The organism is Candidatus Edwardsbacteria bacterium (assembly GCA_018821925.1).
In the GTDB taxonomy this organism is placed as follows: Bacteria; Edwardsbacteria; AC1; order AC1; family EtOH8; genus UBA2226.
Map to the genome: position 1 here is coordinate 44,163 of JAHJLF010000075.1, position 25,834 is coordinate 69,996.

18 protein-coding genes are annotated in these 25,834 nt (G+C 54.2%); 12 read left to right on the forward strand and 6 right to left on the reverse strand.

The features are described 5' to 3' along the window. Positions 1-232 precede the first annotated feature (232 nt). The 12 genes from KJ869_09560 to recO all read left to right on the forward strand — a co-directional run bounded on the left by KJ869_09560 (position 233) and on the right by recO (position 14,129). Positions 233-1,234, forward strand: a complete 1,002-nt coding sequence (locus tag KJ869_09560; GenBank protein ID MBU1577437.1) for a PhoH family protein — start codon at positions 233-235, stop codon at positions 1,232-1,234. A 6-nt stretch (positions 1,235-1,240) separates the two neighbouring features. Beyond that, the gene (locus tag KJ869_09565; GenBank protein MBU1577438.1) at positions 1,241-3,484 is read left to right on the forward strand and encodes an HDIG domain-containing protein; all 2,244 of its coding nucleotides are present in this window, start codon (positions 1,241-1,243) and stop codon (positions 3,482-3,484) included. A gap of 27 nt (positions 3,485-3,511) precedes the next feature. Further along, positions 3,512-3,940 carry an rRNA maturation RNase YbeY gene (gene ybeY / locus KJ869_09570; protein ID MBU1577439.1) on the forward strand — a complete coding sequence of 143 codons (429 nt, stop codon included), beginning with the start codon at positions 3,512-3,514 and terminating at the stop codon, positions 3,938-3,940. Between the two features lie 222 nt (positions 3,941-4,162). After that, complete coding sequence (locus KJ869_09575; protein ID MBU1577440.1) at positions 4,163-5,509, forward strand: hemolysin family protein; 1,347 nt, start codon at positions 4,163-4,165, stop codon at positions 5,507-5,509. Between the two features lie 310 nt (positions 5,510-5,819). Then, the gene (locus KJ869_09580) at positions 5,820-8,102 is read left to right on the forward strand and encodes a glycosyltransferase family 4 protein (protein ID MBU1577441.1); all 2,283 of its coding nucleotides are present in this window, start codon (positions 5,820-5,822) and stop codon (positions 8,100-8,102) included. Positions 8,103-8,152: 50 nt separating this feature from the next. Continuing rightward, positions 8,153-9,610 carry a glycoside hydrolase family 130 protein gene (locus KJ869_09585; protein ID MBU1577442.1) on the forward strand — a complete coding sequence of 486 codons (1,458 nt, stop codon included), beginning with the start codon at positions 8,153-8,155 and terminating at the stop codon, positions 9,608-9,610. Positions 9,611-9,830: 220 nt separating this feature from the next. After that, positions 9,831-10,406, forward strand: coding sequence for a hypothetical protein (locus KJ869_09590; protein ID MBU1577443.1), 576 nt, complete (start codon positions 9,831-9,833; stop codon positions 10,404-10,406). Positions 10,407-10,608: 202 nt separating this feature from the next. Then, positions 10,609-11,229, forward strand: coding sequence for a hypothetical protein (locus tag KJ869_09595; protein ID MBU1577444.1), 621 nt, complete (start codon positions 10,609-10,611; stop codon positions 11,227-11,229). Beyond that, positions 11,229-12,044: a hypothetical protein gene (locus KJ869_09600; protein ID MBU1577445.1), complete on the forward strand. Its 816-nt coding sequence runs from the start codon at positions 11,229-11,231 to the stop codon at positions 12,042-12,044. Before KJ869_09595 ends, KJ869_09600 begins: the two co-directional genes overlap by 1 nt. Positions 12,045-12,213: 169 nt before the next feature. Next, positions 12,214-12,579, forward strand: a complete 366-nt coding sequence (locus tag KJ869_09605) for a VOC family protein (protein ID MBU1577446.1) — start codon at positions 12,214-12,216, stop codon at positions 12,577-12,579. 345 nt (positions 12,580-12,924) lie between these two features. Further along, on the forward strand, positions 12,925-13,404 hold the full coding sequence (locus tag KJ869_09610) for an NUDIX hydrolase (GenBank protein ID MBU1577447.1): 480 nt from the start codon (positions 12,925-12,927) through the stop codon (positions 13,402-13,404). Then, positions 13,401-14,129, forward strand: coding sequence for a DNA repair protein RecO (gene recO, locus KJ869_09615; GenBank protein ID MBU1577448.1), 729 nt, complete (start codon positions 13,401-13,403; stop codon positions 14,127-14,129). Before KJ869_09610 ends, recO begins: the two co-directional genes overlap by 4 nt. Before the next feature lie 257 nt (positions 14,130-14,386). On the opposite strand, the gene KJ869_09620 is transcribed toward recO, so the two are convergent. The 6 genes from KJ869_09620 to nusA all read right to left on the reverse strand — a co-directional run bounded on the left by KJ869_09620 (position 14,387) and on the right by nusA (position 25,739). Further along, a complete protein-coding gene (locus tag KJ869_09620) occupies positions 14,387-15,913 on the reverse strand; it encodes a peptidase M3A and M3B thimet/oligopeptidase F (GenBank protein ID MBU1577449.1) in 1,527 nt (508 codons plus the stop codon). A gap of 63 nt (positions 15,914-15,976) precedes the next feature. Beyond that, on the reverse strand, positions 15,977-18,994 hold the full coding sequence (locus KJ869_09625) for a TonB-dependent receptor (protein ID MBU1577450.1): 3,018 nt from the start codon (positions 18,992-18,994) through the stop codon (positions 15,977-15,979). Between the two features lie 96 nt (positions 18,995-19,090). Next, positions 19,091-20,287: a winged helix DNA-binding domain-containing protein gene (locus tag KJ869_09630; protein MBU1577451.1), complete on the reverse strand. Its 1,197-nt coding sequence runs from the start codon at positions 20,285-20,287 to the stop codon at positions 19,091-19,093. A 249-nt stretch (positions 20,288-20,536) separates the two neighbouring features. Beyond that, on the reverse strand, positions 20,537-21,661 hold the full coding sequence (locus tag KJ869_09635; protein MBU1577452.1) for a carboxypeptidase regulatory-like domain-containing protein: 1,125 nt from the start codon (positions 21,659-21,661) through the stop codon (positions 20,537-20,539). A gap of 80 nt (positions 21,662-21,741) precedes the next feature. Beyond that, the gene (gene infB, locus KJ869_09640; GenBank protein MBU1577453.1) at positions 21,742-24,258 is read right to left on the reverse strand and encodes a translation initiation factor IF-2; all 2,517 of its coding nucleotides are present in this window, start codon (positions 24,256-24,258) and stop codon (positions 21,742-21,744) included. An 8-nt stretch (positions 24,259-24,266) separates the two neighbouring features. Next, positions 24,267-25,739, reverse strand: coding sequence for a transcription termination factor NusA (gene nusA / locus KJ869_09645; GenBank protein ID MBU1577454.1), 1,473 nt, complete (start codon positions 25,737-25,739; stop codon positions 24,267-24,269). Between the last annotated feature and the right edge of the window lie 95 nt (positions 25,740-25,834).

The following is a 25,834-nucleotide window of genomic DNA, read 5'->3' on the forward strand; positions in this document are numbered from 1 at the left end:
GCCCGGTTGAAAACAACGCAATGTTATACCGTTGGAGTTGCTGGCAGAAATTGCCAGAACAATGTTTGCTCATTGCTGGGCCCAAAAGATGTCTTTTCAAACATCGCCGTTCTTTATCCACTGGTGGCACCTCAAACATTATCTAACCCAAAAAACCGGCATCTCAATCGTTGCCGGGCACGCAGACCTGCATCTCAAAACGCAAACTTAAATGGAAGCCAATAATAGAAGCATGACCAGAGAAACATCCGAAATAACCGAGCGTATCTCCCTGGCGGGAATAGACGCTGCCAACCTATTGGGGGCCGGAGACGCCAACCTGAAGCTGATCCAGCACTCCTTCAGATCCAGGCTTACCGCCCGGGGCGACGAGGTCATCATCAGGGGCCAGCCCCGGGAGCTGGAGATGCTCACCAGCCTGATCCTCCGTTTGCGGGAGAAGGTGGAATCAGGCGCGGCGCTGACTGAACGGGACATCGGCTACGCCATAGACGACCTCCGGCAGCAGCCGGCCGCCGGTTCCTCCCGGGAGAGGCCAGCCGGGCTCTCGGCCCTCAAGAAACTGATCAAAGCCAAATCGCCCGGCCAGGAAAGCTACCTGGAGGCCATGCAAAGCAGCGATCTGGTGATCGCCATCGGCCCGGCCGGAACCGGCAAGACCTACCTGGCGGTGGCCGCCGCGGTGGCGGCTTTAAATGAACGGCAGGTGGAGCGGGTGGTCCTGTGCCGGCCGGCGGTGGAGGCCGGGGAATCGCTGGGCTTCCTGCCGGGCGACCTCAAGGAGAAGATCGACCCCTACATGCGGCCGCTTTACGATGCCCTGTACGACATGATGTCTCCGGAGAAGGTTAACCGCTTTCTGGCCAACGATGTCATCGAGATCGTCCCCCTGGCCTACATGCGGGGACGGACCCTCAATAATTCCTTCGTGATCCTGGACGAGGCCCAGAACGCCACCAAGACCCAGATGAAGATGTTTCTGACCCGGCTGGGCTTCAATTCCCGGGCCGTCATAACCGGGGACATCACCCAGATAGACCTGGCCCGCGACGACAGCTCCGGGCTGATCGAAGCCCGCAACATCCTGCAGGAGGTGGAGGGCATCTGTTTCGTGGCCTTGGGGGAGCGGGATGTGGTGCGGCACCACCTGGTGCAGCGCATCATCCAGGCCTACCAGAACCATTCCGGCAACGGGCAAACGGACACCGGAGCCGAAGGAGGCCCGGCCGACTGACCGATTATGAAAATATCTCTGAAAAATATATTATCTCTGGCCAGGAACTTGTGGCCGCTGCACCCCCAATCCAGGAAGTTCCAGATCTACTGGATAAAGAGGGTGGCCCTGGCGGGCGTCCTTCTGCTGATAATAGCCAATCTTTTCTCCCCGGCCCGCAACGACGATATAAAACTCAAGATCGGCTCGGCCTCCCCGCGGGACATCCACGCCCCGTTCGATTTCCCGCTGGTCAAGGACCCGGCCCTGCTGAAGGCCCAGCAGGACAGCGCTGCTTCCCAAGTGCTGGCCATCGTCTACCGCAACCCGGAGTTCGACAGGAAGCTGTACAGCGATGTGGAGCTTTTCCTGATCAAGCTTTTCAACCTCCGCCAGGAGGATGAGTATCTCGCCAACCAGGTAAAAGTCATTCAGTCCTGGAAACTGAACCTGAGCCGCAGTACCACCGATCTGCTGCTGACCGTGCCCGGCCTGTACTCCTTTCAGCAGGGACTAAAGGACATAGTCCACTCCCTGCTGGAGCCAGGGGTGCTTCCCTTAAGCGACAGCCAGGCCAAAATGCTGGGATCCGAAGTGGTGCTGCGGCAGGGGCAGGATCTAAAACGTATTCCCTCCTCCCAGTTGTTTACCATGGAATCCCTGCCATTGATGATAAAGGTCAAAAGCCAGGCGGCCTTCCCCAATTCCGAGCCAATGGCCAAGGCCCTGGCTGAGGTGGCTTCAAAATTACTGGAGCCCAACCTGGCGGTGGACACCAGCGAGGTGGGATCGGCCCGGGCCCGGGCCCGGGAGTCGGTCTCCAAATACACCGGCCAGGTGGCCAAAGGCGAGAAGATCGTTTCCGCCTACCAGAAGGTGGACCAGCCAACGGCCCAGAAGCTCAATTCGCTGCAGCTCAAGCTGGAAGAGATCACTATCGTCACCCGGCGCAGCGGCTGGAATTATGTGCTGACCCTGCTTTCCCGGCTGCTGGCCCTGGGCTTCTTTCTGGGCATCCTGACCTTTTATCTGATCCGGTTCCGCCCGGAGGTTTTCCGCAACTTTCACTCGCTGCTGATCCTGGCCACCATCATCCTGCTCAGCGTGCTGTCCGGCTGGCTGGTGCTGTCCCGCCCCGATTTCCCCCCCTACCTGCTCCCGGCGGCCCTGGGCCCGATACTGACCAGCCTGATGTTCGATATCCCGCTGGGGGCGGTGATGGCCGTTACCGCCAGCCTGCTGTTCGGGGTGGTCACCGAACTGAGCCTGCCCATCACGGTGGTGGCCCTGGCCTCGGGCTCGGTGGCCTCCTTCCTGGTCAAGGGCCTGCGCAGCCGATTCCAGTTCATCATCACCAGCTTCTTCGCCATCACCCTGGCCAGCGGCCTGGCCATCGCCGCCATGGAATACCTGAAGCTGTCCACCTTTCAGCAGATCCAGCACTCCCTGCTGATGGCCCCGGCCAGCGCCTTCCTGTCGATAGTGTTGACCCTGCTGCTGCTGCCGGTGCTGGAGGCGGTCTTCAACACCACCACCGATTACAGCCTGTTGGAGATGGCCGATCCCGACCAGCCCCTTTTAAAGCGTCTGTCCATCGAGGCCACCGGCACCTTCCAGCACAGCCTGCTGGTGGGCAACCTGGCCGAGGTGGGGGCCAAGGCCATCGGGGCCAACAGCCTTCAGGCCCGGATCATGGGCTATTATCACGATATCGGAAAACTGGCCAAGCCGGACTATTTCATAGAGAACCAGGCCGGAGTCGTCAACCGCCACGACAGCCTGGCCCCCAAGATGAGCTTTCTGGTGGTGGCCGCCCATGTCAAGGAGGGGCTGGAACTGGCCAAGAAGCACCGTCTGCCCCAGATCATCAAGGATGCCATCGCCCAGCACCACGGCACTACTCTGTCCAAATATTTCTATCACAAGGCTAATCTTTCCTCCGAGGGCAAATTGCTGGAAGGGGATTTCCGCTATCCCGGGCCCAAGCCCCAGTCTAAGGAGATCGGCCTGGTGATGCTGGCCGACGTGGTGGAGGCCTCGGTCAGGTCTTTGAAGGACCGTGATCCCAAGCGGGTCCGCCGGATGGTCAAGGCCACCATTGCCGACAAGGCCAACGAGCTGGAGCTGGACGAGTCCAACCTGACCCTCCACGACCTGCACATGGCCGGCGAGGCTTTCCTGCCGGTGCTGCTGGCCCTGTTCCATCCCCGGATAGAATACCCCGAGGCCAAGAACGGCGGAGAATCCAAGAATAATCACCCCCAGGGTTAACTAGATAAATTTAACTTGCCGGTTGCCATGATGACCGTTTTCATCGAATGCCTGGACAACTCATCCCCTATCAAGGAAGCCGGATTGAAACGCTGCATCTGCCGGATCCTGGAGGCCGAGGGCTATGCCGATTACGACCTGACATTGATCCTGGCCGACAGCGCCTGTCTGCGGCGGCTCAATAAAAAATACCGCAATATTGACAAGGTCACCGACGTCATCTCCTTCGCCATGCTGGAGGGGAACGCCCCGCCGGTGGCCGACGCCAACTTGGGGGACATCTACATCTCCCTGCCCCGCACCAGGAGACAGGCCCGGGAATACCGGGTCAGCTTCGAGGAGGAGCTTAAAAGACTGATGATCCACGGTCTGCTGCACCTTTTGGGTTATGATCACATCAAGCCCGGCCAGGCGGTAAGGATGCGCAAGAAAGAAGCGATCTATATTGGTTATTAGGTGCTGGTTATTTGATCTCAAAAAACTAAAGAAGCTTGGTGTCTTAGTGACTTAAAAGCAGCCTGGATTCCCTATTTCTCGGGAATGACAATTATTATTGTGGATTGCTTCATTTGCCAAGCAGAGATGTATTTTCGCAATGACATTCAGACCAAATCAAAAAATCAAAACGCCTCATTATCCTCGCGACAAAAAATTCAACTTAACACAAGGAGTCCTTTTTTGGATAGCAATCTATGGTTTGAGGTCCTTTTCATCGCCCTGCTTATTATGCTCAACGGCTTTTTCGCCGCCGCCGAGATCGCCCTGATCTCCGTCCGCAAGTCCCGCCTCAAGGAGCTGGCCCAGAACGGCAGCCGCAAGGCCGGCATCATCCTGAACATTCTGGAGGATCCCTCCCGCCTGTTCGCCACCATCCAGATCGGCGTCACCTTCGTGGGCTTTCTGGCCGCCGCCATCGCCGCGGTCAGCACCTACAAAATACTGGCCGAATGGATATCCCGCCTCCCCATCTGGTTCATCAGTTCCAACAGCCAGCCCATCGCCGTGGCCCTGGTGACGGTGATCATCTCCCTGGTGACTTTGATCTTCGGAGAGCTGGCCCCCAAGAACATCGCCCTCAAACATGCCGAGCCCATCGCCCTTTTTGTGGCCGACCCGCTGAATTTTATGGCCAAGGCCGCCAAGCCCCTGATCTGGCTGCTGGCCAAATCCAGCGACCTGGTGCTGTCGGTCTTCGGTATCAAGAAGGTTCAGAACAACCAGCTGGTGACCGAGGACGAGATCCGGTCCCTGCTGCGGGCCGGGCACGAGCAGGGCCTGCTGGACCGCTCCGAGACCGAGATGATCCACGGCATCTTCGAGCTGGGCGAGACCACCGCCAGGGAGATCATGGTGCCCCGGATAGACATGGTCAGCGCCGAGGACAACCTGACCCTGGGAAAGGCTTTGCGCCTGATGGACCAGTCCGGACACTCCCGGATCCCGGTGTTCCACGACACGGTGGACAATATAGTGGGCTTCGTCCACGACGAGGACGTCAACCGGGCGCTGAAGAACAAGGAGCGCTCCGCCCCCATCACCGACATCATCCGGCCGGCTCATTTCGTGCCCGACTCCAAAAAATTAGACAGCCTGCTGGAGGATTTCAAGGCCTGGAAGACCCACGGCGCCATCGTGGTGGACGAGTACGGAGGCACCGCCGGGATGGTGACCCTGGACGATGTGCTGGAAGAGATCGTGGGCGATATCCGGGACGAGTTCGACACCGAGGTGCCGCACTACAAGAGAATAGACGACCGCACCTGCCGGATAGACGCCCGGATGGACATCGAGGAATTGAACGAGGCCCTGGGCACCAGCTTCCCCACCGAGGGCTACGAGACCTTCGGGGGGTTCATCTACGACATCGCCGGGAAGGTGCCCACGGTGGGCGATAAACTGCGCTGGCCGCTGGCCGACCCGACTTGGGAGTTCCTAGTGGAGAACGTCAGCCGGAGAAGGATAATCTCGGTGCGGACCAAACGGCTGGGAAAGGTGTCGGCCAAGGCAGTAGCATCTAAGGAATAACGGACCCCGACCGCCCCCTTAATCCCCCTCCCGCAAGGAGGGGGAAAATGTCATCAGAGCCCGGCAAGCCGAACGGGTGACGGTAGTATAAAGAATCTGAGATTATGAAAAAGAAAAACCAAATAGTGTTCATCCATGGCGGGACCACATTTAAGAGCCAAAAGGATTATCTGGGGTATCTTCTTCAGTAATGTGTATAAAATCCCGAAATCCCAGGCATCATCGTTCTATGAGATAACAAACCCGACTGCCCGGACGATCATCACAAGGCTACGGGGGTGAAACTGGCCCACCCGGAAAGATAGATTCAATGAAAAAACCTCTCGGTATTCGCAAGATCGCCTTCCTGGGCGATTACCTCCCGCGAAAGTGCGGCATCGCAACCTTCACCACGGACCTGCGCACCTCGGTGGCGGCGGAGTTCCCCGCCACCCAGTGCCTGGTGGTTCCGGTCAATGACGTCGAGGGCGGCTACGATTACCCGCCGGAGGTGCGGTTCGAGATCGCGGAGCAGGACCTGCCGTCCTATTTGCGGGCGGCCGATTTTCTCAACATCACCAATGTGGACGTCCTCTGCGTGCAGCACGAGTTCGGCATCTACGGCGGGGCGGCCGGCAGCCACCTGCTGGCCCTGCTGCACAAGCTGCGGATGCCCATCGTCACCACGCTCCACACCATCCTGCGCGAGCCCAATCTCGAACAGCGGCGGGTGATGCGCGAATTGATCCGGCTGTCCACCCGGCTGGTGGTGATGTCCGAAAAGGGCCGGGAGTTTCTGCTGGACGTCTATCAGGCGCCAGCCGACAAGGTAGACCTCATTCCCCACGGCATCCCCGAGATGCCCTTCGCCGATCCCAATTATTTCAAGGACGAGTTCGGGGTGGCCGGCAAGCAGGTACTGCTCACCTTCGGGCTTCTTTCGCCGAACAAGGGCATCGAGTATGCCCTGCGGGCCCTGCCGGCCATCATCGCCGAGTTTCCCAACACGGTCTACATCGTGGTGGGGCAGACCCACCCCAACCTCCTGCGCGAGGAGGGCGAGTCCTACCGATTGAGCCTGGAGCGGATGGCCAAGGAGCTGGGGGTCCAGAAGCACGTGGTGTTCTTCAACCGCTTCGTCGAGCTGGAGGAGCTGACCCGGTTCATCGGCGCTACGGACATCTACCTTACCCCCTACCTGACCGAATCGCAGATAACCTCGGGCACCCTGGCCTACGCCTTTGGGGCCGGCAACGCGGTGGTGTCCACCCCCTACTGGCACGCCAAAGAATTGCTGACCGAGGAACGCGGCAAATTAGTGCCGTTCCGCGACCCGGAGTCCATTTCCGGGGCCGTCATCGGCCTGCTGCACGACGGACCGCTGCGCCATTCGATGCGTAAGAACGCCTATCAATTGGGGCGGGGCATGGTGTGGAACCGGGTGGCACATCTTTACGTGGAATCCTTCCGCCGGGCCGGCCAGGAGCACAGCTTCGTGGGGCGAAAATCCTCGCCCATCAAGACCCTTGACGAACAGCCCGATCAGCTGCCGGCTCTGAAGCTGGACCACCTGTACCGCCTGAGCGACTCGACCGGGATATTCCAGCACGCCAGCTTCACGGTCCCCAATTTTGCCGAGGGCTACTGCACTGATGATAACGCCCGGGCCCTGCTGCTGACGCTGATGCTTCAGCAGGCGGGGCACAGCACGCCGCGCACCAACGAGCTGGCCGCCACCTATTCCGCCTTTTTGAACCACGCCTTCGTCCGCAAGACCCGCCGCTTCCGCAATTTCATGAGCTTCGACCGGCGCTGGCTGGAGGATGTCGGCTCGGAGGATTGCCATGGCCATGCCCTGTGGGCGCTGGGACTTTGCATGGGGCATGCCGGCCACGGCAGTTTCCATATGCTGGCGGCGGAGCTCTTCGAACAGGCCCTGCCGGTTGCCCCCGGACTGACCTCGCCCCGGGCCTGGGCCTTCGCCCTGATCGGCATAGATGAATACCTGCGGCGCTTAAGCGGCGACCGGCGGGCCAGCCAGATCCGGGAATCGCTGACCGCCAAGCTGATGCAGCGCTACGCCGATGCCGCCACCGAAGACTGGCAATGGTTCGAGGACGTGGTCTCCTACACCAATGCCAAGCTGCCGCACTCCCTGATCATCAGCGGCCGCAGCATGAACAATGCCGAGATGCTGGAGATCGGCCTCAAAACGCTACGCTGGCTGGTCAAGGTGCAAACCTCAGATACCGGTTCCTTCCGGCCGGTCGGCTCCAACGGGTTCTTCCCCAAGGATCAGGCCCGGGCCCTGTTCGACCAGCAGCCGATCGAGGCCCAGGCCACGGTATCGGCCTGCATCGAGGCCTACTCCGCCACCGGCGACATGTACTGGGCGGCCGAGGCCCGCCGGGCCTTCGAATGGTTTTTGGGACGGAACGATCTGGGCCTGGCCTTGTACGATTCCACCACCGGGGGCTGCCGCGACGGCCTGCATGTCGACCGGGTCAGCCAAAACCAGGGGGCCGAGTCAACCCTGGCCTTCCTGCTGGCGCTGGCGGAGATGCAGACCCTCCAAAGCACCCTCAGCAGTTTCAAAGAACCGTCGGGCGAATAGCGATGAACAAAATAATCGTCTCCCACAAAGATAATATTGCCCCTGCCATAATGCCTCCGGCGGTACAGGCAAAACGCATCGGTCCGGTGATCTCACCGGACCGTTCCCGGGTGTTATTGCGGCCCTTCTATCCCGCCCGGAAAAGCATTGCCCGGAGGATCGTGGCCCGGGTGATGGCCCTTACCGCTGAAGCGGCAGCCCAATTGCTGGCATCGGTGCTTAGCGAGTTCAAAGACCGGCATGAAAACGTCGAGCAGACCTTCCTCAACCGCTTCAAGCAGGTGCAGGCGTATCTTAAGGACCGGCAGGAAACCCCGCCGGAGAAACAGTTATTGATCGGATCCTATTTTTCGCACGAATATTCGCCGGAGTCGGCGGCCCTGTTCAATCCGTCCATTGTGCCGCACCCCAACCAGGCCGGGCTTCCCGATGGCTCGCTCCGTTTTGTCTTAAGTCTGCGGGCCACCGGGGAGGGGCACATCTCCTCCATCACCTTCCGCACCGGCACCGTCAGCGCCCAGCACCGCATCAAACTGACGCCGCTGGTACCCTTTGTTACCGAGCCGGAGCCCCTGTCCAACGCCACCTATCAGAAAGAGCTCTTCGCCCGCAAACTTCAGGAGGCGGGCCTGCACAGTAACTTCTGCCGGCGGGTGGTGGCTCAGCTTCCCGGGGAATTCGTTTTGGACGACCTGCGCCGGATGCTGAAAGCCGAGCGCCGGAAAATGACCCCGGTCGACGCCCTGGCCGACCGGGCCGCCCAAGGCGTCCTGCTGCTGGCCGAATCCAACTACCAGGTGCGGTTCGATCCCGCCAGCCACCTGGCCCAGCGGATCCTCTTTCCCTCGGTGCCCAGCCAGAGCAACGGCATCGAGGACGCCCGGTTTGTCATGTTCCGGGACGAGGACGGCAGCATCACCTACTACGCCACCTACACCGCCTACGACGGCAGGATCACCCTGCCCCAGCTGTTGGAGACCAAAGATTTTATCCAATTCAAGTTCCTGACCCTCAACGGCCCGGCCGTCCAGAACAAGGGCATGGCCCTGTTCCCCCGCAAGATCGACGGGCGTTACGCCATGCTGTCGCGCCAGGACGACCAGAATATTTTATTGATGTACTCCGACAATATCCACTTCTGGCAGACGCCCAAAATGCTGCTGCAGCCGGCCCAGCCCTGGGAGATGGTCAAGATCGGCACCTGCGGCTCACCCATAGAGACCGAGGCCGGCTGGTTAGTGCTGAGCCACGGGGTCGGCCCCATGCGGAAGTACTGCCTGGGCGCCTTTTTGCTGGACCTTAAAGACCCCTCGCGGGTGATCGGCCGCCTGCGCCAGCCGCTGTTGTCGCCAAATGAGGACGAGCGCGAAGGCTACGTGCCCAATGTGGTTTACACCTGCGGCGCTCTGCTGCACGGCCGGGAGCTGGTGATTCCTTACGCCATGAGCGACTATGCCAGCAACTTTGCCACCGTGCCGCTGGACGCCCTGCTGGCGGCGATGGAATGAACGATAGATAAGAGTGTTTAGATTATAGATTTTAGGGATTATCCTTGTCACACTGAGAGGCCTTGATTGCCCGGCAAGCTGAATGTGTGACAACATACAAGGTGCGTAATTCTATCCCCGGGTTGTGGATATATACACCTTTACCTGACGATTAAAATAAAATATACACGCGCTTCGCCGATCCAGTAGTTAGCCGCCACCCACCAATAGGAGATTGACAATGGAAGGAATATTTGCTCTACCCTACTCGGAGTATGAAGCAATCTTGCAGACCCAGAAATTCTTCAAAAAGAACGATGGATTTGCTGTTCTCGTACCTACAAGTCGGCAACAAAAAGGAATTGACTTCATTATTCTTAACACTCTCAACTCAAAGGTGCTACGGGTCCAAGTCAAGAGTTCACGTTCATATGTTCATCCAAGCCCACCGAATAAGTCGAAAGACGAGCACCATATTTACAATTTTTGGTTCAACAATTTTCTCAACAGGTACGAACCGAATACCGCCGATGTATACTTGCTATTCGGCTTATACCCCATCTACAACAACAAAAGCAACATCAAGTCAAAGAAAAAGTTCTGGAAGAGTATTATCCTTGCGCTCACTGACTCTGAGATGAAGAAGTTGCTGGATCAAGTAAAGACAAAGAAGGAAAACAAGCCGGATCGGTTCTTCGGCATCAGTTTTAACGATCCCAATAAAATTATCGGCAAACGCGGCTTCCCCGATAGACCTGATTTGACTGCCCATATTCTCGATACTAAGATCGGTGAATTACTCAACAAGCTGAAGTAGCAAATTCACGTGGTGGGCGGCAGCTAACAAACGGGTTTTGCAGCTCGTAAGAATAGCACGCGCAATGCCGTTTCACGGCCACGTTCTCGCCAGAAGCAGACAGGCGCAAACCCGCAAATGTTATATGACATAACCAGCCCAACTTAACAGGGTGCCCGCCGTCCATGGTGGGCAAGGAATTATTTTTTGTATCAGGTAAACAATGAAAGAAACACGATTATTCTCTTATAAAATGACACACGATACTGGATTTGCTCCAAATCCTTTCGGTGGATTTCTAACCTTAGCAACATGCAAGCCTAAAATACGGGAATGTAAAAAAGTGGGTGACTGGATTGCCGGTTTTACATCAGGCCAATTAAATGGTGAAAAAGTTGGAGATGAAAAGTTAATATATCTGATGAAAGTTACCGACAAGATATCATTCAAAGACTATTGGAACGATCCAAAACATGAAAAGAGAAAGCCAAATATAGATTCTCAGGTAGTTATTGAAAAGAGAGGGGATAATATATATATGCCCCTTGTTGAAACACCAAGAACTTTTTCGGATTTTAGGCAGATTCCTAACCATAATCATACTGAAAAAAACAAAGGAAAAGATTTAAGTGGAAAATATGTTTTAGTTTCAAATGTTTTTTATTACTTTGGCTCAAAACCTATAATTATACCAAATGATATCAGACCCAAAGTCCCGAAAGGTCAGTCAAGTCATGGTTCGAGAACTTACGACACGAAAGTAATTAATGATTTTTTATCATACATGGGGTCAAAATATCAAAAAGGAAGGCAGGGTCAACCTCATTCATGGTTTAATAAATAATGAAAGTTATATTAAGTCGTAAAGGGTTTGATTCAAGTTATGGGGGTCAGCCAAGTCCAATTTTACCGGATGGAACCTTACTGTCTCTTCCAATACCAGCGAGAAATGATGTTTTTAAGTTTTCTGATTTACGTTATCAAGATAAATCATATTATGAAATTATAAAGAAGCTTAAACCGAACAGTAAAATAAAAAAAGATTATACATGCCATCTTGATCCAGATATAAGAAGGGATGTGGTAAAAAGAGGCCCTTCATGGAAAGGGTTGTTTGGACAAATGGGCAGTGCTCAAGGGCATTTAAACAATGAAAATGTTGGACTTGATGATATATTTATATTCTTTGGATGGTTTAAAGAAACAGAATATACACACGCTGGGATCCAATACATAAAAAATGCTCCTGATTTACATGTAATTTTTGGCTATTTCCAAATCGGTCAAATTTATAAATCATATGATGATTTACCCAATTTGGCAAAATATCATTCTCATGCTAATAAATTTTCAATTGATAAAAACAATTGTATATATGAAGCTAAAGAATCTTTGAGCTTTAACAACAGAATTTCAGGTTGTGGTTGTCTGAAATATAACAAGACATTAGTATTAACAAAAGAAGGTGAGAATAAAAGCCACTGGGATTTGCCGGATTATTTTAAAGGCGTAAAGATATCATATCATTCAATAAATTCTTTTAAACAAGATTATTTTGATTCTGCCAAGAAAGGACAAGAATTTGTTATTGAAAATAATGAGAGTATAGTTGAATGGACAAAGAATGTTATTAAGAATTATGATAGTTCTTTATTGTAAAAACGCCTACGCTGCCCTGGCTTCGGCTAATTTATACGGGGATGGGCTGGTTATGCCATATAACAGCGGTTACCCGGCTACGGCCATTCGGCCTTCGCCCAAATTGGCTCCCGTTGGTTGCCAACTTCGCAAAGCCGCAAACGTTAGCACTACTATTTAAGGTGGTAGAATGAAATTCTGCTGGGTGACCATAAACGTAAAGGACATGGAACGGTCCCTGTCATTTTACCGGGACCTTCTGGGCCTGGAGATAAAACGCAAAATGAACCCCAACCCCGACATGGAGATCATCTTTCTAGGCTCCGGGGAAACGCAGGTGGAGCTTATCTGCAATAAAAAGGCCGGCGATATTGTCGCCGGCAAAGACATCTCCCTGGGCTTCGAGGTGGATTCCTTGGACAAATTCAGCGAGGTGTTAAAGGCCAAGAACATTCCCATCCATTCCGGGCCCTTCCAGCCCAACCCCCACATCAAATTCCTGTACATCCTCGACCCGGATGGAGTAAAGATCCAGTTGGTGGAAAACATAAAATAAGAACCGGGCGGAGACCAGCCACAGCGTCAGTATATTTTACCAAATCTATAATTAGCATCCATTTATAAAAAACAACAACAACGAAACGATGATTATAATTAGCCCAGTCGTTTACGGCTGGGAAAGCGGATAAAGCAAAATGTAAAAGGCCATTAACGGCCTTACGAGGGGACTATTTTCGTTTATTATCAATCCCAGGCCTGAAGGCCTGGGCTAATTAAATATACGCATTGCGATTTTAAAATAATTCTTTAGGTATATATTGTGAATATGCATTGGAAAACCAGATCCACACGATACATCTTACAGGATAAATGGATATCCCTACGGGCTGATTCATGCATCATGCCTAATGGAAACATCATCGAGCCCTATTATATTTTGGAATACCCGGATTGGATCAATGTTGTCCCGATAACAATCGATAATGAAATTATTCTGACCAAACAATACCGCCACGGCATAAAACAAACTATATTGGAAATACCCTGCGGGATAATTGAACCTTCTGATAAAACACCGACGGATGCGGCAAAAAGAGAATTGTTGGAAGAGACCGGTTATTCATCGGATGATTTCATCGAGCTTTGCAAATTATCTCCAAACCCGGCAAATCATATCAATACAACTCATTGTTTTTTGGCTCGAAACGTTACTTTGAATGCCAAAACAAATTTGGACCATTCGGAACAAATAGAAATACTGAAAATACCGTTATCAGAAGTGAAAGCTTTGTTGAAAAATAATCAAATACGACAGACCTTGCATGTCTCGGCGTTATTTTACGCCCTCGAATATTTGAAGGAACACGGTTCTAACCCATGATCGAACGCACCGAAGCCATAATCCTAAAATCCCAAAACTGGTCGGAGACCAGCCGCATTGTCAGCGCCTTCACCCGGCAGTTCGGCCGGATGAAATTCATGGCCAAGGGCGCCCGCAAGCCCCGAAGCAGGTTCGGGGCTTCTTTCCAGCCCGGCGGCGTCTCCCAGATCGTCTTCTACCGCAGCCGGCATTCCGAACTGCACACCGTCTCCGAGACCGACGTGGTCTGGGATCCCTCGGCCCTGGCCGAGGGCGGCCGGATGAACCCGGCGGCAGTGGCCCTGGAGATGGGCTACAAGCTCACCGCTTTGGAATCGCCCAACCTGGCCTTTTATAAAAATCTTTCGGGTTTTCTGAAAGCACTGCCATCCTCCGGGGAAAGCCACAGCGAACTGCTGGGCTTTTTCCTGGCGGCCCTCAACAACCTGGGGCATTCCCCCCGGCTGGATTCCTGCGTCAAATGCCGCCGGGAGCTTAAAAGCGGCGCCCCGGTCTTCTCGGTGACCGAGGGCGGCTTCCTCTGCCCCCGCTGCCATGCCCCTGAGGGGGAATGCATTCTCCTGAAGCCGGCCCAATCTGCGGCCTTGTATCACTGGCACTCCACTGGAGATCTGTGCGACATCACCCGCCACGACGGAAAATGCCTGATCGAGACCCTGACCGCCTTCGTCAATCATCACATATCCGGCCGGACTAAACTCATCTGCGTGAAATATCTGGACTGACCTATTCCCCTCTCCCAATGCTTTGGGGGAGGGGACTTAATATTTCCCTTCCCGCATCGGGAAGGGGTAGGGGTTAGGTCAGTCATTCCCGAGAAATCGGGAATCCAGGAACCGGTCAGCCCCAATAATTGTAGGGGAGGGTTTTAAACCCTCCCCTATTAAAACACCAAGCCCCCGCCTATGGCGGGGGCTTTCGTATTTATCGACCTCATCCCTTCGCCCTTCTCTTCCCAAGAGAAGGGTTGGGTTGAGTTATTTTATTCCGCCAGGTATTTCAGTGAAAATTCCTCTCCGCTGATCCGTTGGTACAATTCGGGATAGGTATAGGTCCCGGAGGGCTTGATCACCTCGTCCAGCAAAAATTTGCCGAACTTTTTACCCTGGGCCATGATGTCATCCGTTTTATGGCGCTTTTTGAACACCTCCCTCAGCATATCGCAGGTCAGGTCGCCCATAAAATAATTGTGCAGGTAGATGGGATGGGTGGTATGGTGGATCCAGAATCCCCAGAGCGGCTCTTCGGCGTAAGGCTCCTCGCCCAGTATCTGCCGGTATATCTTCCAGTACAGTTGATGAACGTCGTCTATCGAGGTTATATTCTCCCGGTACAGGGCCTGATCGAACAGGATGGCCGGAACGGCTTCGATCCTGGTGGCCCGTTCCCAGCGTTTGAGATTGGCAAAATTCTCCGCTGCCTTTTCCCGGCCATCGCCGAAGAACTGTCCGAAGAACGATCCTTCGTAAAGGAAATCCTGAAAAAGGTTGGCGAACCCCTCGGAGACGATACCGCTGCCCCCCATGTTCAACAGCACCTCCCGGGGCTTCAGTAGAAAGGAGTGCAGGGCGTGCCCGGTCTCGTGCAGCAGAACACCGTATTCGTGATAGCGGTTCTCCACGTTGGCCAGTATCCGCGAATCGACCGCCGTCTGGATGGGAAAATTGTAGCCCCACTCCGACTTGTTGCGGCGGGGAAAGATGTCGTAGGTGATGTTGTGCAGGGTGATGTCCCACCCGAAGTTCAAAAAGAAGTCCCGAACCACATCGTAACAGGCCGACATGTCAACCCGGTGATTAAGTTCCGGGGCCAGTTGGGCGCTGATATAGGCGTCATCCCAAGGCTTGACGGCGCTGTCGCCAATAAATTTTTCACCGTATTCCGCCTTGATCTTTTTCATGGCCGGCAGTAATTTGACTATCTGTTCCGGCCAGCGGTCGAACATGTTTACATCCAACTCCTGCTGTTCCAGTTGGTAGGCCACGAAATTTTTGGCGCCGTAGAGCCGGGCATATTCTTTTCTTAAACCGATAAGTTCGGCAAACCCGGCCTGGAACAGCGGCTGGTTCACCTGGGCCCGGGCCAGGTAGGCCCTCTTTCTTTTCTCCCGGTCCGGCTCGCTGCGCAGGATCTGGGCAATCTCGGTGGAGCGGATCTCCCGGCCATCCAGGCTGGAGCGGTGGTTGTTAAGCACCTTGGACAGTTCGGTGGACAGTTTCTGGATCTCCAACTCCAGCTTGTTCATCTCGTCGGACAGGTGATAGGGCTTGAAGGCCTTGTACAGGATCTCTGTCCGGCGTTTATCCAGCGGCTCCAGGGCCATTGCTTTATGATCCAGAATGGCCTGATAGTTTTTCTGGTCCTTGAATACTTTGACCAGCTTCTGGTAGGCTTTTTGCGAGCCGAAGTCGTATCCGGTGGTATACTGGACCCATTCCAGCCGGGAATACTGGGCGGAGAGCTTCTCCAGCTTGCGGCCGATGGCGGTGATCTTTTTTATCTGGGACATTTGAGGCTCCTATTGTGTTTTTCAAAACCTATACACCGATTATACAAGGCCGGGCTATAAATGTCAAAACATTATCCCCAACGTCAACCTGACCCTGCGGGGCAGAGCATAAGCCGAGCTTTCGGGATAGCGCAATGAATTGTATGGGTCATTGACGTAGTCATTATAGGCGGCCACATAAGTGAGATAGAGTTCCTTGTCGTCGATCACCCCGTCGCCGTTAAGGTCCCGCCATTTGCTGTAATCAGGATTGGGATACCAGACGGTGTCTCCGACGGCATCGGTGGTGCCGGGAAGGCTATCCAGCACCATTTTCCCGGCAAAATCATCATAGTTGAGCGGCGTGCCATAGGCATCGGTCAGGCCGGTCTGGGGAAAGACCCCGGTGGCATTCCTCCTGTTGAAAAGATTCAATATTTCAAGCTCGATAGAAACTTTTGTTTTAGACAACGGAATGGTTTTAACCATCTTCAGGTCGGTATTGAATGTCCAGGGCATCCGTTCTGTGTTAATTTTTTCCAAAATACTGTAGGGAAATCCGCTGTAGGCAATATTAAACAGACTGATGGAAAGATCGGCCAGTGGCCGGGTTCCCAAAATCCGCGGCCCGAAGTCATGGTCAAAATCCCAGCCCATATTCAAGACGAACTTATGTCGCTGATCCCAATTGAGAAAACATTCGTTGATGTATCTGGGATCCAGAAAGAAATCCGCACACCCTGGGTCTGTCCCGCCTCCGTAGATGTAATAATTTGCAATTATTGTCGCCGAAGTAGTGTATTTGGCCACTTGCAGTGAATAATTGCCTTTAAGCGTGAATCCTTTTTCTAGAGGTTCTAATTCATAGGAGAGTTCCAAACCGCGAATATTGGCTTGGCGGTTGTTTTTATATCCAATGTAATTCAAACCAGTGCAAGTATCTTGTATATATGTGGTATCTATAAGATTATAAACATCCTTATAATACAAACTTAGGTCAAGCTCCGAGCTTCGGCCGAACCGCCGGGATATGCCAGCCTCATACGCTATGGTGTATGGTACGGAAAGCTCCGGATCCCCAATCAATGTATTTCCTCGGGCAATATTGACGCTTAACTGTTTGTACAGATAATCCCAGGACGGTTGTTGGACATACCGGCCGAAGTTCACCCGGAAAGAAGTGGACTGTGAGACCTTGTGCAGGAAACCCAGCCTCAGGCTGAACATGGTGGTGTCCCGGGCTTCAATGTAGGAGGCGGTATCGGTCAGGTTGAAGTTATCGGCCTTTTTCCCGGCATTGGGCATGAACCTATCCAGCCTGACCCCGGCGGTGAACACCAGGTCCTTCAACTCCAGCTTTTCCTGCAGATATATGGCCAGGTTGGCCGGATCGAAATCGTAATGATCCTTGAATGGATAGGCATTCCACGGCAGGGAATTCTCCTTGAGGTAGATACGGTATTTCTTGAGATCGATACCTCCCTCCAGGTTGTTCCTTTCGTTCAGTTGATGGTTCATCTTGAAATTCAGCCCGTTATAGCTGTCGGCCGTCTTCCGCCACAGCCGGGCCAGACCGTAGCCCACAAAATAGCCCGGCACGCCGTAGGGATTGTTGGTGTTGTATGCATATCCCTGTCCGGCATAGGCATCGTAGATGCTGTCGCCGTTGGCATCGGCATCCGGCAGAAAGGTATAATCCTGCCACCAACTACGCTCCTTCTCAGCGGCGGTATCAAGCACCCCTGTCTGGGTCTTGGCGCTGAAACGGTTGATCCCCAGGGAATATGAGGTCTTTGGCGAGATGTCCTGTTTGAATCTCAGACCCAGCATCCATTCTTTTTTCAATTGGGCATAGTAATTATCTAAATTATATTTAAAGTAAGTGCTGTATTTTGACTCCTGCTCCCTATTGGCAAACCAGGAGAGGCTGGCTTTGGCCTTCCATCGTTCGATCCTGTAATCCGTCCGGCCCTGCAGTTTGTAGGAATTCGATCCGCTGTGCGGCAGATAGGGCTGGTCCCATTCCTTCCAGCCGTACATCCGGCCATGGGCCAGGCGGTCCAGCTTCTCCAATTCCCACATCTGCTGTCCGCTGATATCCGATCCCCCGGCGGTATAAAGGCTGTCGTAATATCTGATGGTGTCGGCCCAGTCACCCACCCAACCGTAGGCGCCTCCGCTACCCGGAACGGTATCCCACTGAGAGTGGCTGTAATACAGGGTATCGGCCCAGATATAATCCTTGGAATGATCGGGAATAAACATCTTTTCCGGCATATTGTAGGCTATTAGGCCCTTATTATCCATAACCTCGGCATTGAATGAAAAGCGCATCGCCGGAATTTTTGGAACGGACGAATTCCAGAATGTTTCATATCTGTTATACCCGCTGTTGACCGAGCCATGGATCATATCCGAGGTCCACTTGATTCCCTTATCGTCCGACGCCCTTTCGGTAACGATATCTACTGCGCCCGACATGCTTTGTCCGATCGAGATTGGAAACCCAGGGCCGGTAATATCGATCCCGGCCATGGCCCCGGCCGGCAGGTGTTCGCTAAAATTTCCGAAATGCCGGTCGCTGACATCGAAGCCGTCCACGAAATAGGCAATCTCGTCATGGTCTCCGCCCCGCAGGTGTACTTGCCCGGTGTAAACCACTGTTCCCGGTGCCTGCCGCAGAACGCCGCCCAGCCCCGGCTCGGGCATGTTTTGTATTTGTTCGGCCGCTATTCCAGGCTGGTCCGTCCCTATGGGTTTACTTTCTACTATCTGCTTTTTTGGGCTGGCCGGCCAAAGCTTCAAAAAAAGTATCGAGGCCCTTTCCGGATAGTAGAGCACCTCCTTGACCATCACGGGTTCGAATCCTTTCTTCTCCGCCCTGAGGGTATAACTGCCTGCCCGAAGGCTGTCCAGAATAAAATAACCGTTGATGTCCGTCCTGGACTCAACGGTTGTACCCACGATAGTGATCTTTGCCTTTTCCAATCCCCGCCCGGTTGCGCCATCAATTACCAGCCCTTCAAGGTTATTGGCGTTCTCTGCTGCCAAGGAAAGTATCGCAGACCACAACAAAACGGCCGAACATATAACCCTGCGCATATATGCCTCTTAGATAGGGTTGTTTGATTATGTATTTAACCTAAAAGTATTGTAGCAAAAAATCCCCTGATTTGTAAATATAATTTTTCATAATTCTCATATAAGCTTCATAGTAATGGCCTGTTGATATTTTGCCGGATAGGTTTTGATCAAGGAAATTTCATCGCATTTATTGAAGGTGGCAAATTCTTTCAGGCTTTTGGCCAGAGTCGGGAGGAACTCATCCATATCGGCCATCCTTTTCTCGATGAACAGCGAATTGATAATAAGCTGTTTGTCCTTCCGGTCGGCCTTGGGGTCCAGCCGGCCCACCAGGTCGCCTTTCCATAATATCGGCAGACTGAAATAGCCGTATTTCCTTTTAATGGCCGGGGCGTAGCACTCTAATGTATAATCGAAATCGAATATCTCTTTGATGCGGTTCCGCAGGATGATCAGATTATCAAATGGCGACAACAGATGAACCTTGTGCTTGCCACCTTTCGATTTTTCATCAATCCCGGCCAGGTCTTCTGTTAAAATGAAATATTTTTTAGGCAGGCCCTCGATGAATATCTGGACTATCTCTCCGCTTTCTTCCAGTTCTTTCAGCCATCTGCTCATCCGGCCGGTGATGTGCATGTACTTGTCTATGTCGCCTTCGGTGGCAAGGCCCATGGAGCCCAGTGCCCGCTTGATAAAGAAATGCTTCTCCTCCCGCTCGCCGGGTATTGAGATGTCCAGGCCGGAGGGCAGCACCCGCTCGGTCAGGTCGTATATCCTCCGGAAGTTTTTTCTTTCGCTGACCATCAATTCGCCCCGCAGGAACAGCACCTCCAGTGCCATCTTCTCCGGCTTCCAGTCCCACCACACGCCCTGGTGTTTGTTCCGACCTTCGAAATCGCTTCCGGAAAGCGGGCCCTCTTCGGCCACCCGTTTTTTCACCCGGTCGATTATATGCTTCTTTCCCTTTATCCAGGACGAAATGTACTTACTGCGCTTCCCCTGCATGTGGGAGATGTAGTAGCGGTAATCCTTCATCGGTAGATAACTGGCGGCATGGGCCCAGTATTCGAAAATCTTGCGATCGTCTTTTTGCAATTGATGGAGACACTGCTGATGGTAATCGCTGACCCTGGCATTAAGAGCCACATGATGCGCCCGCTCGATAATATTGATGGTGTCTATCTGAACATAGCCCAGCTTATCAATGGCCAGATAAACACCGTCCTTGCCGTGCAGGGATGCGGAATCGTCCAGCAATTGCTTTTGCAGGTTGAGAGCTTTGGCTTGTTGTAATGATATTTTATTCATTACATTAACGATCTATTTTTAAAAAGTAAAACTTAGTGCGTACCCTATAACCCTTATTGCAAAAGGCTGACCCCGCTATCGGGATCAGCCTTTTATTTTATCTTGTTTCCGTTTGATAGTCCAGCAATTCAACATCCCCTACTGCAGGAAATAAATAACACCCGCTTACAAAACCTATTCCCAATTGGCTCCTCGATCTCATAAAACCGATAAACTGTAAACCAGTAAACTCGTTTACTGGTTGTACAGCTAGAACCGGTACCCCGCCCCCAGCGAGCCCTCGGCCAGAAGGTTGGGCTTTACATAAGATCCCGAAGTGATCTTATCCCCGGGAAGGAACATTCCGCCCCGCCCCTGGCCCCAGAGAAATATCTTCGGAGTAAGGCAATATTCAATGCCGGCCCCGCCCCGGAAAATGGGACTGACGGCCTTTTGTTCCTCTCCGGTAGCCGGATCGATATAAACCGCACCGTCGTAGTTGTTTTGCCAAGATAAAACACCGGCGCTGACCAAAACGTAAGGGGTGGCTTTCTCCCAGAAGGAGAATTTGTAACGGCCCTCGGCTTCGATGTTGATATAACTATTTTGATAAAGCTGGTAATTGGGCTCCCAGATGTTTTCCATGAGTTTGTTGCCCCCGAACCCCAGGCTCAGTCCGGCCATGATGCCGTGTCCGACATCCATCCCTCCGCCTACCCTGATCATGTAGCCGTAATCCGCATCGGAGGTTACTCCTCCCATCAGTTTGATGACCCCGCCGCCGGCAAACACCTGCCACTTGCCGGAAGCAGAGGTATTTTGGCCGGACAGTTTGACATCAAGCTTTTGCGGCAGCTTGTCCCTGAGGCTCAAGCTGCGGCTGGCCGGGGGATAGCCGGGTGCGGTAAACATGATCTGGTAGTTTCCCGGCTTCACTTCCGCCCGGTATCCGCCGTCCCCGGCCTGACTTTCGGTCTGCAGTGACTGTGACCCTGTGATGCTGATCAGGGCTTTCAGCGGACGACCGCTGGCCGAATCGCTGACGATTCCCGAAACCTCGACCACCCTGCGCTTAAGGGTCAGGTCCCACTTCTCGGCCTGGCCGGCGGTAACCGTTATCTTTCTTTCTATCCAGCGGTATCCGTTGGCATAGATGTGGACCTTGTAGTCGCCCGGAGCCAGTTCCGCCTGGTAGCGCCCTGCCGAATCGCTCATCACCCCTGGAACGTCGGTGCCGGGAAAGGTTATCATGCCCTTCATGGGGGTACCGACATCGCGGTCCTTGATGGCCCCAGAGATGGTTCCTTTGGCTGCTTCCTGACAAAGCGCCGAACCGGTAATCAGCCCGGCCAGGCACCACGCCATCCCCAGCGACAACAACGCTCTTTTTTTCATCTTGGGTTCCTTCCTGCTATTTTTAAATTTTCCGGAGATAATCAATAAATAACCGGAGATCACACTGCACGCCAAAATGTCTATTCCTGTTTTATCTCTTCTATGATATAGGTCTCCACTATGTCGCCCACTTTGATGTCGTTGAACTGGTCCAGCCCCAGGCCGCACTCGAAGCCGGTCTGCACCTCGCGGACATCGTCCTTGAAGCGCTTGAGCGAGGCGAATTTCCCGTTGTACACCTCCACGTTGTCCCTTATAAGACGGACCTTGTGGGAGCGGGCGATGGTCCCGGACAGTACCTGGCAGCCGGCGATAGTGCCCACCCCGGATATCTTGTAGGTCTCCCGCACCTCCACCCGGCCCTGCACCGCTTCCTTGAACACCGGGGCCAGCATCCCCTTCTGGGCCTTCTGCAGGTCCTCCAGGGCATCATAGATGATGTTATACATGCGGATCTCCACCCCCTCGTTCTCAGCCAGCTCCCGGGCCCGCTCCTCGGGCCTGACATGGAAGCCAATGATGATGGCATTGGAGGCCTGGGCCAGCCGGACGTCGGACTCGTTGATGGCGCCCACCCCCTTGTGGATGACCACCAGCTTGACCTTGTCGTTGGACATCTTGAACAACGAATCGCCGATGGCCTCGATGGAGCCGGCCATGTCGCCCTTGATCACCAGCTTCAGCTCCTGAATCTCGCCCTCCTGGATCTGGTCGTAGATACCCTCCAGGGTGACCTTCTTGGCGGGACGGAACTCATGCTCCCGCTTCAGCTGCTGACGGCGGTTGGCCATCTCCTTGGCATCCGATTCAATCTGGTAGACCTGGAAGGAATCGCCGGCCATGGGGGCCCCCTCAAAGCCCTGCACCAGCACCGCGCTGGATGGTCCGGCTTTAAGGATCTGCTTGCCGTGCTCGTCATACATGGCCCTCACCCGGCCGCTGTACAGACCGGCCACGAAGGGCTGGCCCTTCTCCAGGGTGCCCTGCTGAACCAGAACCGTGGCCAGAATGCCCTTGCCCTTGTCCAGCCGGGACTCTATCACCGTTCCCTTGGCCGGGCAGTCGGGGTTGGCCTGCAGCTCCAGCAGGTCGGCCTGCAGCAGCACCATCTCCAGTAGTTTCTCCACGTTGAGTCCGGTTTTGGCCGAAACCTCCACGGCGATGGTCTTGCCCCCCCAGTCCTCCACCAATAAACCGACCTTGGAAAGCTCCTGCTTGACCTGGTTGGAATCGGCCTTGGGCAGGTCCATTTTGTTGATGGCCACGATAATGGGCACCTTGGCGGCCTGGGCATGATCAATGGCCTCCCTGGTCTGGGGCATCAGCCCCTCGGTGGCGGCCACCACCAAAATGACGATATCGGTCACCTGGGCGCCCCTGGCCCGCATGGCGGTAAAGGCCTCGTGACCCGGGGTGTCCAGAAAAGTTATCGAGCCATTGCTTATTTTCACCTCATAGGCGCCGATATGCTGAGTGATGCTGCCGTGCTCCCCGCCGGCCACATCGGTCTTGCGGATGGTGTCCAGCAGGGTGGTCTTGCCGTGATCCACGTGGCCCATCACCGTTACCACCGGAGGCCGCGGCTTCAGGTTTTCCGGGGAAAGTTTTTCATCATCCTTCTCCTCCGGCTGGTTGAATTCATCCTGTTCTTCCAGCACATAATCGAATTCATCGGCGATGGTGGCCAGGGTGTCCAGGTCCAGCCGCTGGTTGATGGTGACCATCAAGCCCAGCCCCAATGCCTTGGCAATCACCTCTCCCGGCTTTGCCCCTATGGCCTGGGCCAGATCGGCCACTGAAGAATATTCCGGTAGTTTAACAACCTTTTCGTCAACCGCCTCTCCCGGCGCATCCCCCCGGTCCTTGTCTTTATAAGACCTGCGGGCTTTGCCTCTTTCGATGGCGGCCATGGTCTGCCTGACTGTTGCGGCAATGGCCACGTGATCAACCGGCAGCTTTTTATCTTTCTGTTTTTTCCGCTTGCGTTTTCTTTTTCGTTTTCCCAGCGCATACTCTTCCGCCGGCGGCTTGGGATAGGGGGTGGTCATTTCCTTGGGATAATCTATGGGGGTGGGCACGATCTTGGTGATCACCGGTTTGTGCACCACCGGCCTGGGCGGCACCGGTCTTCTCATTATCGGCTTAGCGCCCGAAACCGCCGCAACCCTTGATACAATGATCGGGGGGGCCTCCTCCACCGCCACCTTGGCCTCGGCTTTGACCGTGGCTTCTTTTTTCTCCTGGATCTTCTTCTTCTGCTGTTGCTGCTGCTTGACCGCTTCCTTCTCCTCTTCGAACTTCAGCTTGACAGACTCCAGCATATCCTTGGTGACCAGGCTCATCCGGCTCTTGATGTTGAAATTGAGCTCGTTGAGCATGGACAGCAGTGCATCGGCCGATATCTTCAGATCCTTGGCCGCCTCAAAAACCTTCACCTCCTTGGCCGGTTTGGCGGTCTCGGCTTTCTTTTTGGCAACGGGTTTCTTCTTGACCACTTCCGCCTTTTTGACCACTTCTATCTTCTTGACTGCTTCTTTCACCACGGCTGCCTTGGCTGTCTTCTTGGTGGTCTTGGTAGTTTTCTTAGTCTCTGCCATAATATCTCCTATTCCTGCCGTTCCGTTGGTTCTCCGGCCTGGTGCTGTTCATCATCATTGTCGGATTCTTCTTTTCCGTCGCTGCCGGATTCTTCGGCTGGATTCTTCTCGGCTTTGGCCGGTTCTTCCTCGCCGGTAGGCTCGGCCGGGGTTGGGTCTTCCTCACTCGCTGGCTGGTCCGGGGCCGGCTGATCGGCGGGCTCAGCCGGGGCGTTCTTCTCGTCAAAATGCATCAGCTGGGCGTCCTTAGCCTCCTTGGCGGCGGACAGCACCTTCTCGGCTGTCTTGGCGCCTATGCCATCGATACTGGTCAGGCCATCCTCGCCAGATTCTATCACCTTCTCCACCGTATCCAGCCCGGCCTCCTTGAGTTTGGCCTTGATCTTGTCGGAGATGATCAGTTCTTCCATCGGAAGCTGCACCTGGGCCAGAGCCTCGAACCTCTCCTGATACTGGCTATCGGTCATCACGTCTATCCGCCAGCCGGTCAACTTGGCCGCCAGACGGACATTCTGCCCTCTCTTGCCGATGGCCAGCGAATACTGGTCGTCGGGGCAGATCACTATCACCCGCCTCTCCTCAGGCTCGGGGAAGGCCTCCAGCCCCTTGGCCGGAGAAAGGGCCCGGGCTACGAACAACGCCGGATCCGAAGACCAGGACACAATATCTATCTTCTCGCCCGACAGTTCCCTGACCACCGTCTGAACCCTGGCGCCCTTGAGCCCCACAAAAGCCCCCACCGCGTCCACCTTGGCTTCGTTGGAGTGCACCGCCACTTTGGTCCGGTCGCCCGCCTCGCGGGCAACGGCCTTTATCTCCACCAGGCCCTCTTTGGTCTCCGGCACCTCCTGCATGAACAGCCGTTTGACAAAATCGGGATGGCTGCGCGACAATATCACCTGCGGCCCTTTGATGGTCTTGGCCACGTCCAGGACCACCGCCCTGACGGTGCGCCCCTGCTGGTAGCGCTCGGAACGGATCTGCTCGGAATACGGCAGAACGGCCTCGGTGCGATCCAGGCTGACCAGGATGTCGTCCCGGCTGATCTGCTGGACCGTCCCGGTAACGATGTCCCCCACCTTGCCGGAGAAATCCTTGAACACCTGTTCCCGCTCGGCCTCCCGCACCTTCTGGAAAAGTATCTGTTTGGTGGCCTGGATGGCCATCCGTCCGAACTCTTCGAACGGCAGGATCACCTCCACCTCATCGCCCGGCTGGGGGTCGTCGATATATTCGGCGGCATCCTCGGCGGAGATCTCCAGGGCCGGATCGAGGATCTCTTCTGCCACCACCTTCTTGGCAAAAATACCGATCTCCCCGGTATCGTCCTCCAGCTCCACGAAGATGTTCTCCGAGGTGCCGAACCGCTTTTTGCAGGCCTGCAGTAGGCCCATCTTAAGGGTCTCGATAACGAATTCCTTGCTCAGGTTCTTGCGCCTGGCGATCTCGCCCAGGGCTTCGATTACGTCTAGGTTGGACACGTTCTTTTGCTCCTTAGTATGTATGTGATCCTGGTGTTATTTTTTCTTATTTATGGTTTCTGTGTCTAATTCATAACTCAACCCCATCCCCTTCT